The organism is Brevundimonas sp. (assembly GCF_004210735.1).
Taxonomy (GTDB): domain Bacteria; phylum Pseudomonadota; class Alphaproteobacteria; order Caulobacterales; family Caulobacteraceae; genus Brevundimonas.
In genome coordinates this window covers 1-13240 of the sequence record NZ_SDZL01000063.1, presented here as the reverse complement: position 1 = coordinate 13240, position 13240 = coordinate 1, and the positions used below count along the sequence as shown (strand labels likewise).

15 protein-coding genes are annotated in these 13240 nt (G+C 70.7%); 9 read left to right on the top strand and 6 right to left on the bottom strand.

Annotation, left to right across the window (positions count from 1 at the left end; genetic code table 11):
* A partial coding sequence (locus EON91_RS12270; RefSeq protein WP_292095167.1) for a sorbosone dehydrogenase family protein occupies nt 1-1192 on the top strand: 1192 nt, incomplete at its 5' end.
* A 39-nt stretch (nt 1193-1231) separates the two neighbouring features.
* Here EON91_RS12270 and EON91_RS12265 read toward each other — a convergent pair.
* Nucleotides 1232-1693, bottom strand: a complete 462-nt coding sequence (locus tag EON91_RS12265) for a DUF3617 family protein (RefSeq protein ID WP_292095164.1) — start codon at nt 1691-1693, stop codon at nt 1232-1234.
* 357 nt (nt 1694-2050) lie between these two features.
* On the opposite strand from EON91_RS12265, the gene EON91_RS12260 reads away from it, so the two are divergent.
* Entirely contained in the window at nt 2051-2356 is a 306-nt protein-coding gene (locus tag EON91_RS12260; protein WP_292095163.1) for a hypothetical protein, read from the top strand.
* Here the strand turns inward: EON91_RS12260 and EON91_RS12255 are convergent.
* Nucleotides 2353-2976, bottom strand: coding sequence for a TlpA disulfide reductase family protein (locus EON91_RS12255; protein WP_292095160.1), 624 nt, complete (start codon nt 2974-2976; stop codon nt 2353-2355). The two genes, EON91_RS12260 and EON91_RS12255, sit on opposite strands and share 4 nt — an antisense overlap.
* On the opposite strand from EON91_RS12255, the gene argH reads away from it, so the two are divergent.
* The 3 genes from argH to lysA are packed head-to-tail and all read left to right on the top strand — an operon-like array spanning nt 2975 to nt 5984.
* The gene (gene argH, locus EON91_RS12250; RefSeq protein ID WP_292095157.1) at nt 2975-4399 is read left to right on the top strand and encodes an argininosuccinate lyase; all 1425 of its coding nucleotides are present in this window, start codon (nt 2975-2977) and stop codon (nt 4397-4399) included. The genes EON91_RS12255 and argH overlap by 2 nt on opposite strands.
* On the top strand, nt 4396-4647 hold the full coding sequence (locus tag EON91_RS12245) for a hypothetical protein (RefSeq protein WP_292095155.1): 252 nt from the start codon (nt 4396-4398) through the stop codon (nt 4645-4647). The genes argH and EON91_RS12245 overlap by 4 nt, the downstream gene beginning before the upstream one ends.
* Complete coding sequence (gene lysA, locus EON91_RS12240) at nt 4644-5984, top strand: diaminopimelate decarboxylase (RefSeq protein ID WP_292095152.1); 1341 nt, start codon at nt 4644-4646, stop codon at nt 5982-5984. The genes EON91_RS12245 and lysA overlap by 4 nt, the downstream gene beginning before the upstream one ends.
* 171 nt (nt 5985-6155) lie before the next feature.
* On the opposite strand, the gene EON91_RS12235 is transcribed toward lysA, so the two are convergent.
* Nucleotides 6156-6689 (bottom strand): phosphoribosyltransferase family protein, encoded by a 534-nt coding sequence (locus tag EON91_RS12235; protein WP_292095150.1) that lies wholly within the window; start codon nt 6687-6689, stop codon nt 6156-6158.
* The gene (locus EON91_RS12230; protein WP_292095147.1) at nt 6682-7596 is read right to left on the bottom strand and encodes an MJ0042-type zinc finger domain-containing protein; all 915 of its coding nucleotides are present in this window, start codon (nt 7594-7596) and stop codon (nt 6682-6684) included. The genes EON91_RS12235 and EON91_RS12230 overlap by 8 nt, the downstream gene beginning before the upstream one ends.
* A gap of 74 nt (nt 7597-7670) precedes the next feature.
* Between EON91_RS12230 and EON91_RS12225 the strand changes: the two genes are divergently transcribed.
* From EON91_RS12225 to EON91_RS12210, 4 genes are read left to right on the top strand one after another with little or no spacing between them, the layout of a single operon-like run.
* Nucleotides 7671-8381, top strand: coding sequence for an ATP-binding cassette domain-containing protein (locus EON91_RS12225; RefSeq protein ID WP_292095144.1), 711 nt, complete (start codon nt 7671-7673; stop codon nt 8379-8381).
* Nucleotides 8378-9274 carry an FtsX-like permease family protein gene (locus EON91_RS12220; protein ID WP_292095142.1) on the top strand — a complete coding sequence of 299 codons (897 nt, stop codon included), beginning with the start codon at nt 8378-8380 and terminating at the stop codon, nt 9272-9274. Before EON91_RS12225 ends, EON91_RS12220 begins: the two co-directional genes overlap by 4 nt.
* Nucleotides 9271-9906, top strand: coding sequence for a YdcF family protein (locus tag EON91_RS12215; RefSeq protein WP_292095140.1), 636 nt, complete (start codon nt 9271-9273; stop codon nt 9904-9906). The genes EON91_RS12220 and EON91_RS12215 overlap by 4 nt, the downstream gene beginning before the upstream one ends.
* A gap of 1 nt (nt 9907) precedes the next feature.
* On the top strand, nt 9908-10615 hold the full coding sequence (locus EON91_RS12210) for a lysophospholipid acyltransferase family protein (protein WP_292095137.1): 708 nt from the start codon (nt 9908-9910) through the stop codon (nt 10613-10615).
* Here the strand turns inward: EON91_RS12210 and pdeM are convergent.
* Nucleotides 10605-11342: a ligase-associated DNA damage response endonuclease PdeM gene (gene pdeM / locus EON91_RS12205; RefSeq protein WP_292095135.1), complete on the bottom strand. Its 738-nt coding sequence runs from the start codon at nt 11340-11342 to the stop codon at nt 10605-10607. The genes EON91_RS12210 and pdeM overlap by 11 nt on opposite strands.
* The coding region (locus EON91_RS12200) for a helicase-related protein (RefSeq protein WP_292095132.1) at nt 11339-13240 on the bottom strand (1902 nt) is incomplete at its 5' end. The genes pdeM and EON91_RS12200, both read right to left, overlap by 4 nt.

Genomic DNA, 13240 nt, shown 5'->3' with positions numbered 1-13240 from the left:
CCATTCCAGTCTGGTCCCGACCGTCAGGATCGCCCCGGCCGTGGGCTGGAGCGAAGGCCGCACGCCCACGCCCGCCGCTGGTCTGCGCATCCAGGCCTTCGCCACAGGCCTGGATCATCCGCGCTGGCTTTACCGCCTGCCCAACGGCGACATCCTGGTGGCCGAGACCAACGCCCCGCCCAAACCCGACGACAAGCCGGGCGGCCTGCGCGGCTGGATCATGGGCAAGGTGATGGGCCGCGCGGGCGCCGCCGTGCCCAGCCCCGACCGTATCACCCTGTTGCGGGACGCCGACGGCGACGGCGTGGCCGAGATGAAGACCGCGTTCCTGACCGGGCTGCGCTCGCCGTTCGGCATGGCCCTGATCGGGGATCGCCTGTACGTCGCCAACGCCGACGCCGTAGTCGCCTTCCCCTACGCCACGGGCCAGACCCGCATCGACGCCGCACCGGCGCATGTCGCCGACCTGCCCGCCGGACGCAATCACCACTGGACCAAGAGCCTGGTCGCCAGCCCGGACGGGTCGCGCCTGTACGTCGGCGTCGGCTCCAATTCCAACATCGGCGAGAACGGTCTGGACGAAGAAGTCGATCGCGCCGCAATCCTTGAGATTGACCCCGCCACCGGCGCCCGCCGCGTCTATGCGTCCGGCCTGCGCAATCCGGTCGGTCTGGCCTGGAACCCGCAGAGCGGCGCCCTGTGGGTCTCGGTCAACGAGCGGGACGAACTGGGCAACGACCTGGTGCCCGACTACATGACCTCGGTCACGCCCGGCGGCTTCTACGGCTGGCCGTGGAGCTATTACGGCCAGACGGTCGATGCGCGGGTCAAACCGGCCAATCCCGCCATGGTCGCCCGCGCCCTGCGGCCCGACTATGCGCTGGGCTCGCACACCGCTTCTCTGGGCCTGACCTTCTATGATGGCGCGTTGATGCCGCAGTTCCGGAACGGCGCCTTCGTGGGCCAGCACGGCTCGTGGAACCGCGACCCGCCGGTGGGCTATCGCGTCATCTTCGTGCCCTTTGCCGACGGTCGCCCGTCGGGCACGCCGCAAGAGGTGCTGACCGGCTTCCTGAACGCCCAGGGCGAGGCCATGGGCCGTCCCGTGGGCGTCCAGACCGACCGCCTGGGCGGCCTGCTGGTGGCGGACGATGTCGGCAACGCCGTCTGGCGCGTCTCGCCGCAGGGGTGAAGCGGCGGCCCGACCAGGACCGCCGCCCGGCCGATGCGATCAGCCGGCGTCCACCGCCTCGCCGTCGCTCATCCCCTTGGGACAGGGCCCCAGCCACCGCGCCTTGCGGCTGGACTGGACCGGCGGCGCCTGGTTCAGGGTGATCGTGCCCTTGGTCTCGAAGGCCTCGGCGTCGCCGGTGAAGGTCATGTCCACCATCGACTTCAGCCCGAACGCCTCGCACCGCGTGATCTGGTGCAGGCCGCCGGGGATGGTCTTGCGTTCAGCGACGCAGCCCTCGCCCGGATCAGCCCGCAGATAGTCGCGGTCCGTCTCCAGCGCGTCTTCCATGCACAGCTTCACCGTCTCGGACAGGTCAAAGTGTGAGGTGGTGGTCACTTCCCACAGGCCCGGCTTGACCACAGGCCCGGCCGCGCCGTTTGCGGCCGCTATGGGATTGCTCGCGTCGCCACAGGCGACCAGCAGAATGGATGTGGCCGTCACGGCCAGGATGTTGCGCATTGGAGGATCCCCCGGATTGCAGCCGATCCGACGTGGACCCGCTTTCCATGGCGGCTCCCAACACCAGCGCCGGTCCATCATCCAACCGTTTGCGACCGACCGCCGCCGTGCCGCGACGAAGCCGGCCAGCGCTCGCCCCAGGGCTGAACTGCTGCCAAGGCCGTCCGCCTGCGAGGGACTCCGGCGAGCGCCACATGCGCGTTCTGCCGCGCCGCGAGGGCGGCTAACGTCCCGGTGAGTTATCTGCTGAGCAGGATCTGGCCTTGATGTGGAGCTAAGCTGGAAGACGCTGGCAACCCCGCTTCGCCGCCCGCGTTCACTGCTCAGGTTTAGCCGCTACGCCAAAGGGGACACGACATGACCATCCGCACGACCGCCGCCCTCACCTTCATCGCCGCCGTGACGCTGGGCGCCGCCGCCTGCACCCAGGCCGAGCAGGACACCGCCGAGGTCAAGGCCGAAGCGGCAGGTGAACAGGCCAGGGATGTCGCTGCCCAGGCGGGTGAAGTTGTCGAGTCCGGCGCCATGAAGGCGGCGCAGGCCGTCGAAAAGGGCGCTGGCTCGGTCGCCGACAAGCTGGAGGACAACCAGGCCGAGGCCGCCGCCGAGGGTCAGCCGGGCGCCGTCAACCCGGCCACCGACCAACGCGTGCCGGCGAACTAGGCCGTCTCGGCCAACACAGCGTCGACCAGGGCCCGCGCCTCGGGGCTGGCCCAGTCGGCCTCGCCCGACAGGGCGGCGCGGATGCGGCCCTGGCGATCCAGCAGGATCGTCTGGGGCATCTTGCCCTTGCCCGGGAATTCGAACGGCAGCTGGAATTTCGGATCGCCGTACATGGGCAGGGGCTCGTGCACGTCGATGAAGCTGCGCGCGTCGGCGATGGCGTCCTCGCCCACATCGACATTGATCGGCAGCACCACCACGTCGCCATCCGGGTAGGCGGCCTGCAATCGCGCCAGCGTCGGCATCTCCGTTCGGCACGGGGCGCACCACATGGCCCACAGGTTCACCACCACCACCTTGCCCCGGAAGTCGCTGAACCGCGCCTCGGCGCCCTCGCGCGTCCGGAACACATAGTCAGGCGCGGGTTTCAGCTCGGCCGGCGTCTCCAGGCTGGACAACGGCCCCTTGGCGAAGCGCGCCAGCTCGCTTTTTGCGGCCGCCGCCTCTGGGGCTTTGCCGCCCGCGCCGCGATTGGCGTATAGCAGGCCGCCTCCCACGCCGAGCGCGACGACCACCGCCGCCGCGACCGCCCAACCGATCGCCTTTTTCGAGCCGCCCATGACCGCCTCTTCCGACACGCCCGCGTCCCCCGACGGACACCAGCAGGGCCAGAGCCTATGGGGCGGGCGCTTTTCCGCCAAGCCTTCCGACATCATGCAGGCGATCAATGTCTCTATCGGCGTCGATCAACGCCTGTGGGCGCAGGACCTGAAGGGGTCGCGGGCGCATTGCCGCATGCTGGCGAAACAGGGGATCATCGCCGCCGCCGACGCCGGGGCGATCCTGGGCGGGCTGGACGCCATCGAGGCCGAGATCACCGGCGGGACCTTCCCCTTCCGCGACGCCTATGAAGACATCCACATGAACGTCGAGGCGCGCCTGGCCGAGCTGATCGGCGAACCGTCGGGCCGCCTGCACACCGCCCGCAGCCGCAATGATCAGGTCGCCACCGACTTCCGCCTGTGGGTTCGCGACGCCTGCGACGGGACGATCGACCAGCTCAAGGCCCTGCAACGCGCCCTGCTGACCCGCGCCGAACAGCACGCGGGCGACCTGATGCCCGGCTTCACCCATCTGCAGACCGCCCAGCCGGTGACGCTGGGCCACCACCTGATGGCCTATGTCGAGATGTTCGGCCGCGACGCGGGCCGCTTCGCCGACGCCCGCGCCCGCATGAACGAGAACCCGCTGGGCGCCGCCGCCCTGGCCGGGTCGCCCTTCCCCATCGACCGCCACGCCACGGCCGCCGACCTGGGCTTCGACCGGCCCATGGGCAATTCGCTGGACGCCGTGTCCGACCGCGACTTCGCGCTGGAAAGCCTGGCCGCCGCCAGCATCTGCGCCGGCCACCTGTCGCGCCTGGCCGAAGAGATCGTGGTCTGGATGACGCCGATGTTCGGCTTCGCCTCCCTGCCCGATGACCTGACCACCGGCTCGTCGATCATGCCGCAAAAGCGCAACCCCGACGCCGCCGAACTGGTCCGGGCCAAGACCGGCCGGATCATCGGCTCGTTCGTCGCCCTGTCGACCGTGATGAAGGGCCTGCCGCTGGCCTATTCCAAGGACATGCAGGAGGACAAGCCGCCGGTGTTCGAGGCGTTCGACGCCCTGGGCCTGGCGCTGGCGGCCATGACCGCCATGGTCTCGGCCCTGCAACCGAACACCGCGCGCATGGCCGCCGCGGCGGGCGCCGGCTATTCGACCGCCACAGATCTGGCCGACTGGCTGGTGCGCGAACTGAACCTGCCGTTCCGAAAGGCGCACCATGTCACGGGCGCGGCGGTCAAGCGGGCCGAGGCGCTGGGCGTGGACCTGGCGCAACTGCCGCTGACCGAATTGCAGACGCTGGACCCCGGGATCACCCAGGCGGTTTACAAGGTGCTCACGCCTGAGGCCTCCTGCGCCAGCCGCCAGAGCTTTGGGGGAACCGCGCCGGAACAGGTCCGCGCGCGCATCGCCGAATGGAAGACGCGCCTGTCATGAAAAAGCTGATCCTTGCGGGCGCTGTCGCCCTGATGGCCGCCTCGGCCGCCGCCTGCGGCCGCATGGCAGACCTTGAGCCGCCGCAAGCCAGAAACGGTCGCGAGACCGAGCGCGCGCCGCGCGGGTCCGACGCGCTGGACACCCTGCCCGAGCCGGCGACCGTCAATCGCCCGTCCAGCCAGCAACCCATCGACGGCGGTCCGACCAATCCCATCGGCGGCACGGCCGCCCAACGCCCGTACTCGTGAACCATTTCGAGGCGAAGGACGGCGCCCTGCACGTCGAGGGCGTCTCTCTCGAAACGGTCGCCGCCGCCGTCGGCACGCCCACCTATGTCTATTCCAGCGCGACCCTGCGCCGGCACTATCAGGTGCTGCGCAAGGCGCTGGACGATCACCGGGCCGCGCTGGGCGACGCCCTGATCGCCTTTGCGGTCAAGGCCAACAGCAATGTCTCGGTGCTGGCCACTCTGGCCCGGCTGGGCTGCGGCGCCGACACCGTGTCCGAGGGTGAAATTCGCCGCGCGCTGGCGGCGGGCGTTCCCGCCGATCGCATCATCTTCTCGGGCGTGGGCAAGACCGACGCCGAACTGGCCTTCGCCGTCGCAACGGGCGTGCGTCAGATCAACGTCGAATCCGGCGCCGAACTGGACCGCCTGATCGCGGTCGTCGCGTCGTTGAAGCCAAGCGCGACCGCCGACGCCATCCCTTCGTCGCTCAAGCAGCGAGAGACCGCGTCTCGAGCGATAGCGACCCCCAGCGTAGCGATAAGAGTCAATCCCCGCATCGGCGCGGGCGGCCACGCCAAGATCACCACCGGCGGCGTCGGCGACAAGTTCGGCGTCCCGATCGAAGAGGCGCTGGCCCTCTATGCCCGCGCCGCCGCCTCGCCCCACGTCCACCCCGTCGGCCTGGCCTGCCACATCGGCAGCCAGATCACCGACCTGGCCCCGCTGGAGGCGGCCTTCGACGTCCTGCGCGACATGACCCTGACCCTGCGCGAACAGGGGCATCAGGTGACGCGGCTGGACCTCGGCGGCGGCCTGGGCGTGCCCTATTACGGCGAGGCCGAGACACCCTCTCCCGCCGCCTACGCCGCCATGGCGGCCCGGGTTCTGGACGGTCTGAACGTCGAGGCCGCCTTCGAGCCCGGCCGCCTGCTGGCCGCCAACGCCGGCGTGCTGCTGACCCGCGTCATCCAGGTGAACGCGCGCTCCGACGGCCGCCGCTTCCTGGTGCTGGACGCGGCGATGAACGACCTGATGCGCCCGGCCCTCTACGACGCCTTCCACGCGTTGAAGCCGGTCCGTCCCCGCGACGGTGCGCCTCTGCCCTACGATCTGGTCGGCCCTGTCTGCGAGACTGGCGACACCTTCGCCCGCGACCGTCCGTTACCGCCTTTCCAGGCCGGCGATCTGGCCGTCTTCATGAGCGCCGGCGCCTATGGCGCGGTCATGGCCAGCGAATACAACACCCGCCCGCTGATCGCCGAGGTCCTGGTCGACGGCGACCGCTGGTCCGTCATCCGCCCCCGCCCCACCTATGACGAAATGCTGGCGCGGGAGCCGCTGGCGGAGTGGCTGTAACCCTTCCTTCTCCCGATGGGAGAAGGTGGCCCGCAGGGCCGAATGAGGGTCGTCGGCCTCCATCGGCGCAAGCCGCCGACTGAACGGTAAACCCCTCACCCTTTCGCCCTGCAAATCGCTTCGCTCTTTGGGGCTCAAGCCCTCTCCCACCGGGAGAGGGTCGGCTCTAACTCAATCCAGCGCGCAGATGTCCGGCAGCCCGCGCAGGCCGCCCGCGTGGTCCAGGCCGTAGCCGACCAGAAAGCGGTTCGGCGCCTCCCAGCCGACGAAGTCGGGCTCGGGCGCGCGCGGCAGGGGCCATGGCTTGCGGGCGAAGACGCAGGTCAGCACCTCGGCCGCGCCCGCTTCCTTCACGATCCGCACCGCCTCGGCCAGCGACAGGCCGGTGTCGAAGACGTCGTCCAGGATCAGCACCTTGCGCCCTTCGACCGAGCGCTGCAGCGGCGCATGCACGTCGATCCGGCCCCGGCTGTTCTGCTCGTCCCCGTAGGACGCCAGCCACAGGGCGTCGAAACGGACATTGCGTCCCTGACGCGACAGGGCGCGGGTCAGGTCGGCCGCGAACCACAGGCCGCCGGTCAGCAGCACCACCGCCACCGTCTGGTCGTCGATATGGGGGGCCACGCGCCGGGCCAGATCCGCAACGACCGCCGCGACCTCCGTTTCCGGAAGCAGCACGGTCGGGGCGGGGGTCGCGTCAGCCATGAGAGGCGGATAACGCCCCGGACGGGGGGCTGTCGAGCGTCTGCACGGCCACAGCCTCGATCGGTGGCAACGGCGATGCGGCGAAGGCGGGACGCAGGCCGCTGGTCTCGACCGCCATCTCGGCCTTTTCCGGCGCCTTTTCGGGCGCGGGCGGGCGGCGGGTCGACGCCTTGGGCGCAGGGGTCGGGGCCAGCGCCGTCGCCACGGGCGCGAAGTCGACGCCGACGCCCGCCGCCTTGCCCGCCGGGTCGTCGATCATGACGGCGAAGCCCTGGGGCTTGCCCGGCAGCACCGGCGCCGCGTCGATCCGCACGATGCGATAGCCGATCTCGGCCCCGTGCTCGTCCAGCAGAGCGACACGGACGGGCGGAGCCACGACCTCCTTGTCGCGCACGTTGCGCAGGGCGCCGGACACCAGCACCCGTTCGGGGTTGGTCGGCGACGGCCGGGCGCTGACGGCCTCGAACTCCAGTCCGGTCGGATTCACCGGCGCCCCGACCAGCGCATAGGCGGCGGCGGCGCGGGGATACATTTCGACCACCTCGACCCGGAACAGCCAACCCGCCGCGAACAGGGCGACGAAACCGCTGGCCAGTCCGGCCCAGACGGCGCCGTGGGCCGCCGCGCGGCGCAGACGGCGCTGCTGCTCGGCCCGGGCGCGGAAGGCGCGGGGCAGTTCGGGGGCGGGCGTCTCGGCCAGTGATTCGGGGGTGTCCTCGCGCTTGCCGAACTCGACCACATTGCCGGCGGCCGCCGTTTCGGTCGCGTTGGTCAGCACCAGCGGCTCGTCCGAGGTCGCGCGCCAGCTGTCGCCGCAGCTCTGGCAGCGCACACGGCGGCCGTTCGGCCCGATCGCGTCGTCGGGGACGAAATAGCTTGTGGCGCAGGACGGGCAGGTCAGTATCATGTCTGCTGACTGCGAGGCCTTGAGCCCCCTCCCGTCGAGACGCTCATATTACGCCCCGGTCCTGACGACATCCGATGAACCCACCGCCACCACGGCCCGCCGAACTGGAGTCTGCGCCCCTGACCGTCCGCCTGCAAGGCGTCGGCTTTGGGTATGCGGACACGCCCGGCGTGCTGAGGGACGTTAACCTCATATTGCCGCGCGGCTCTTTCCACTTCCTTACCGGGCCGTCCGGAGCGGGAAAGTCTTCCCTGCTGCGCCTTCTGACCCTGTCGGAGCGGCCGACGCACGGCGAAATCCACCTGTTCGGCGACGACGTGACCCACGCCTCGCGCCGCGACATCCCCGTTCTGCGTCGCCGCATGGGGGTGGTGTTCCAGGATTTCCGCCTGCTGGAGCACCTCAGCGTGTTCGAGAACGTCGCCCTGCCGCTACGCCTCGCTGGCCGCCGGGCCGAGGACTACGCCGCCAATATCGAGGAGATGCTGCAGTGGGTCGGCCTGGGCCACCGGCTGCACGCCTTCCCCCGCGCCCTGTCCGGCGGCGAGAAGCAGCGCCTGGCCATCGCCCGCGCCGTGATCGGCAAGCCGCGCCTGATCCTGGCCGACGAGCCCACCGGCAGCGTGGACAAGGGGATGGGCGTGCGCCTGCTGCACCTGTTCCAGTCGCTGAACAAACTGGGCGCCACCGTCCTGATCGCCAGCCACGACGAAGCGTTGGCCGAGCGGTCGGGCGCGTCGATCCTGCGGCTGGACAAGGGCCGATTGACGGGGGACGCCGCATGAAGCGTTTCCTGCCTCAGCCCCGCCCCGCCCTGCTGCCTCGCGACGCGGGCGGCGAGCGCTGGCTGTGCGTGGTGGTGGCCGTGCTGTGCTTCCTGGCCTGTCTGGCGGCCGTCGGCGTCGCCTCGGCCGACCGCGCCGCCCATGGGTGGACCCGCCAGCTGCGGGCCGAGGCGACCGTTCAGGTCCGTCCCCGCGTCGGCGAGACCGGGGCCGCCGCCGCCGCCCGCGCGGCCGAGACCCTGTCGGGCGTCGACGGCGTGACCGAGGCCGAGGCTATGGACCGCAAGACGGCCGAGGACCTGCTGCGCCCCTGGCTGGGCGAGGCCGTGTTGCCCGACCTGCCGCTGCCCTATCTGGTCATCGTGCGGCTGGACCGGCACACGCCCGCCAGCGCCCCGACCCTCAGCCGCGCCCTGGCCGAGGCCGGGCTGGACGCCAGCGTCGACGACCACAGCCTGTGGCGCGGCGAGGTCGAGCGCGCGGCGACCCTGATCACCCTGCTGGCCGGCGCCGCCTTCGCCCTGATCGCGCTGGCCGCCGGCGCGGCGGTCGCCTACGCCACCCGCGCCGGGCTGGCGGCCCAGCGCGGCGTGATCGAGACCCTGAGCTTGAACGGCGCGTCCGACCGCGCCATCTCGGCCCTGTTCCAGCGCCGCTATGGCCTGCTGGCGGCGACGGCCGGGGCCATCGGCGCGGTGGGCGCGGCCCTGCTGATCGTCTTCATGCGCGGGCTGGGCGGGTCCGAGGGGCTGACCCCCGCCCTGCCGATCGCATGGCGCGATCTCATCCTGCTCTCGCCATGTCCGCTGCTGGCCGCTACGGTGGCGGTGATCTCGGCGCATCTCTCGGCGATGCGGGCGCTCGCCGCGCCGAGGCGGGACAGGGACCAATGAAACTGCTGACGGCCATCGTCATCATCGCCCTGGTGTGGCTGGTGGGGTTGTTCGCCTTCGCCGAACGGGTGCGTGGGCTGACGCCGCCGCCCGAACCGGCGCGCGCCGACGCCATCGTCGCCCTGACCGGCCCCTCGGCCGAGCGGGTCAACGCCGCCATCCGCCTGCTGGAGCACGGCAAGGGCGACCGGGTGCTGGTGTCCGGCGTCAACCCCGACGTCCGCCGTCAGGAGCTGCGCGCCCTGACCCCCGGCTCGTCCAAACTGTTCAACTGCTGCGTCGACCTGGGCTTCGAGGCCGAGGACACCCTGGGCAATGCGCACGAGATCGCCGCCTGGGCCCGGTCCAAGAACTACGACAGCCTGATCGTCGTCACCTCGGACTATCACATGCCGCGCAGCCTGCTTGAGCTGCGCAGCGCCGCCCCCGACGTCGAACTGACCCCCTATGCCGTCGCCACGCCGTCGCTGGACACGCCGCGCTGGTGGCGCGCCGCCGTCACCGCCCGGCGCATGACGCTGGAGTACATGAAATACCTCGCCGTCCTGGGCCGCGAGGGCGTGCGCCGCCTGATCGGCGACCGCGACGCCGCCCCTGACACCGACGCTAGCCCCGCCGCGGAGCCCGCCTGACTTGACCACCGTGCGCTCCCTGCTGTTCGTCGCCTGGCTGTATTTCTCGATGGCCCTGTTCGCAGTCGGCCTGTCGCCCGCCCTGCTGATGCCCTATCGCCAGGCCATGTGGGTGATCCGCAACTGGTCGCGCTTCTGCCTGTTCGGCCTGCGCTGGATCGCGGGGGTCAAGGTCGAGTTCCGGGGGCTGGAGCATCGCCCCGTCGGCGCCGCCCTGATCGCGGGCAAGCACCAGAGCATGCTGGACGTCATCGCGCCCTTCGCCATCCTGCCGGACAACTGCTTCATCATGAAGCAGGAGCTGGCCCCCCTGCCCTTCTTCGGCTGGTTCGCGGTCAAGACCAAGATGATCGCCGTCGACCGCTCGGCCCATTCCAAGGCGCTGAAGGACATGGTCCGTCAGGCGCGCGACCGTTTCGCCGAGGGTCGCCAGATGCTGATCTTCCCCGAGGGCACCCGCGCCCCGGTCGGCGCCCCGCCGGACTACAAGCCGGGCATCGCCGCCCTGTATCGCGACCTGGACTGCCCCTGCACGCCGATGGCCACCAACTCCGGCGTCCACTGGCCCGCCCACGGCTTCCGCCGCTATCCGGGCACGGTCGTGTTCGAATTCCTGCCCCCCATCCCCGCCGGCCTGAAACGCGCCGACTTCATGGAGCGGCTGGAGCGCGAGCTAGAGACGGCGTCGAACGCCCTCCTCAAACCCTGACCACCCGCTCCCACGCCACCGCATGCACCTTGTCGCGGCCCAGCACGGCGCATAGCGGGGGCGTGTCGAACAGTCCCGCCACCGCGCGATCCCTCACGTCCAGCCCGCCGGTGAAGGCGCCGAAGGCGGGCAGGATCAGGCGGTTTCCATCCGTGACGAAGCACGGCCGCCGCACGCCCCGGCCATAGGCGACGACCCGCGCGGCCGGATGCAGATGCCCCGCCACCTCGCCCGGCATGGGATCCGTCTGCGGCTCGTGGATCAGGAACAGGCGGCCCAGCGTCATCGTCTCGACCACCCGCCCCGGCAGCCGGTTCAGGGCCCCGGCCAGTGCGTCCAGGTCGTGGTTCCCCTCCAGCCAGACCCAGTCGCGCCCGGCGGCCAGACGTTCCAGCCGCGCCAACTGCCCCTCGTCCATCCGCCCGACGGCCTTCGAGTCGTGAAAGCTGTCGCCCAGCAGCACCACCGTCGCCGGGTCCAGCGCCTCGATCTCGGCCTCCAGCTTGGCCAGGGTCGCGGGGCTGTCATACGGCGGCAGCATCTGGCCCCGCGCCGCAAAGGCCGAGCCCTTTTCCAGGTGCAGGTCCGACGCGATCAGCGTCCGATGCGCCGCCAGCCACAGCGCGCCCGCGCACCGCAGCACGCACGCCTCGCCATTCACCGTCAGCTTCAGCCCGCCGCACGGGTGGCGATACGGGGACAGGGTCTGTCGCAGCGCGTCGTTCACGCCGCCCCCCGAAGGTCCGGCGGCGCGTCTTCCATCACCTCGGCGATCAGGGCCTCGGCGCTTTCGTCCAGGATCATTTCGGCGGCGTCGCCCCCTACGCGCTCCCGCCCGATCTGCACCAGCACCGGCACGCAGAAGGGCGAGGGCCGGTCCAGCGGCTTGTGCACGATCCGCCCGTGCACCCGCGCCAGCAACTGGCCCAGCCGCGCCACGTCCAGCAGCCCCGTCGCCGCATCCGCCCGCGCCGTGCGCAGCAGCAGGTGATCCGGCTGGTGCCGCCGCAGCACGTCGTAGATCAGGTCGGTCGAAAACGTCACCTGCCGCCCGGTCTTCTCGGCCCCCGGCTGGCGCTGCTCGATCAGGCCGGAAATCAGCGCGCAGTTGCGGAACGACCGCTTCATCATGAAGCTCTCCTCCAGCCAGGCCTCCAGATCGTCGCCCAGCATGTCCGGCTCGAACAGCGCGTCCCAGTCCAGCCCGTCCATCGGCCGGATCGACCAGATCGCCAGCGCATAGTCCGTCACCACGAACCCCAGCGGCCCGACGCCCAGCCGGTCCAGCCGCCGCGTCAGCAGCATGGCCAGGGTCGTATGCGCCAGTCGCCCCTCGAACGGATAGGCGACCAGGAAATGCCGCGTCCCCCGCGGAAACGTCTCGATCAGCAGGGTCTCGGCCTCGGGAATGACGCTACGCAACTCCTGCAGCTCCAGCCATTCCTGCACGTCGTTCGGCAGCACGCGCCAGTGGTCGCGGTCCTGCACCATCCGCCGCACCCGCTCGGCCAATGAGGTCCCCAGCGGGAATTTCGACCCGCCGTAGGACGGGATTTTCGGGTCCTTGTCCACGGCGGGCGAGACCAGGGCGTCGGTCCCGGCGATGCCCTGGAACGCCCACACCTGACCGGCGAAGACAAAGGTGTCGCCCGGCGTCATCTGTTCGAAATACCATTCCTCGGCCTCGCCGATCTTGCGCCCGCCGATCAGTTGTTTTCCGCCGCCCCGACGCGACGCCACCTTCACGTTCAGATTGGCGGCCGAGACGATAGCCCCGACGTTCATCCGGTGGCGCTGGGCCGTCTGGGCGTTGCGCACCGTCCATTTGCCGTCCCGCGTACGCACGATCCGCGCGAACCGCTCATAGGTGCGCAGCGCATAGCCGCCGGTCGCGACCAGATCGACCACCTCCTCGAACGCCTCATAGGTCAGGTCGCGGTACGGCCCGGCCGTCGTCACCTCGGCGTGCAGGGCCGCCATCTCGAACGGCTCGGAACAGGCGCAGCCCATCACGTGCTGGGCCAGGGTGTCCAGCGTGCCGACGTGGACCGGCTCCCAGTCAAAGGCGTTCTCGGCCACCGCCTCGCGCGCGGCCTGGCATTCCAGCATCTCGAATCGGCTGGCCGGGACCATCAGGGCGCGCGACGGCTCGTCCAGCCGGTGGTTGGCCCGGCCGATCCGTTGCACCAGCCGACTGGCCCCCTTGGGCGCCGCCAGCTGGATCACCAGGTCGACGTCGCCCCAGTCGATGCCCAGATCCAGGGTCGAAGTGCAGACCACCGCCTTCAGATCGCCGCGCGCCATCGCCGCCTCGACCTTGCGCCGCTGCTCGGCCGCCAGCGACCCGTGGTGCAGGCCGATCGGCAGATTGTCGTCATTGATCGCCCACAGCGACTGGAACACGAACTCCGCCTGCCAGCGCGTATTGACGAAGATCAGGCTCATTCCCGACCGCTTGATCGCGTCATAGACCTCGGGGATCGCATGGACGCCCGTGTGCCCGGCCCACGGCACCCGCCCCTCCGACACCAGCACATCCACAACCGGCGGCGCGCCCGGATCGCCCAGGACAATTCGAACCCCTGACAGACTCCCTTCCCCCTTGATGGGGGAAGGGCCGGGGAT

What these genes read in the sequence shown, in the direction of transcription:
- EON91_RS12265 (WP_292095164.1), bottom strand. Translation starts at nt 1,693, where the DNA reads ATGCGCAACATCCTGGCCGTGACGGCCACATCCATTCTGCTGGTCGCC.
- EON91_RS12260 (WP_292095163.1), top strand. Translation starts at nt 2,051, where the DNA reads ATGACCATCCGCACGACCGCCGCCCTCACCTTCATCGCCGCCGTGACG.
- argH (WP_292095157.1), top strand. Translation starts at nt 2,975, where the DNA reads ATGACCGCCTCTTCCGACACGCCCGCGTCCCCCGACGGACACCAGCAG.
- EON91_RS12255 (WP_292095160.1), bottom strand. Translation starts at nt 2,976, where the DNA reads ATGGGCGGCTCGAAAAAGGCGATCGGTTGGGCGGTCGCGGCGGCGGTG.
- EON91_RS12245 (WP_292095155.1), top strand. Translation starts at nt 4,396, where the DNA reads ATGAAAAAGCTGATCCTTGCGGGCGCTGTCGCCCTGATGGCCGCCTCG.
- EON91_RS12235 (WP_292095150.1), bottom strand. Translation starts at nt 6,689, where the DNA reads ATGGCTGACGCGACCCCCGCCCCGACCGTGCTGCTTCCGGAAACGGAG.
- EON91_RS12230 (WP_292095147.1), bottom strand. Translation starts at nt 7,596, where the DNA reads ATGATACTGACCTGCCCGTCCTGCGCCACAAGCTATTTCGTCCCCGAC.
- EON91_RS12225 (WP_292095144.1), top strand. Translation starts at nt 7,671, where the DNA reads ATGAACCCACCGCCACCACGGCCCGCCGAACTGGAGTCTGCGCCCCTG.
- EON91_RS12220 (WP_292095142.1), top strand. Translation starts at nt 8,378, where the DNA reads ATGAAGCGTTTCCTGCCTCAGCCCCGCCCCGCCCTGCTGCCTCGCGAC.
- EON91_RS12215 (WP_292095140.1), top strand. Translation starts at nt 9,271, where the DNA reads ATGAAACTGCTGACGGCCATCGTCATCATCGCCCTGGTGTGGCTGGTG.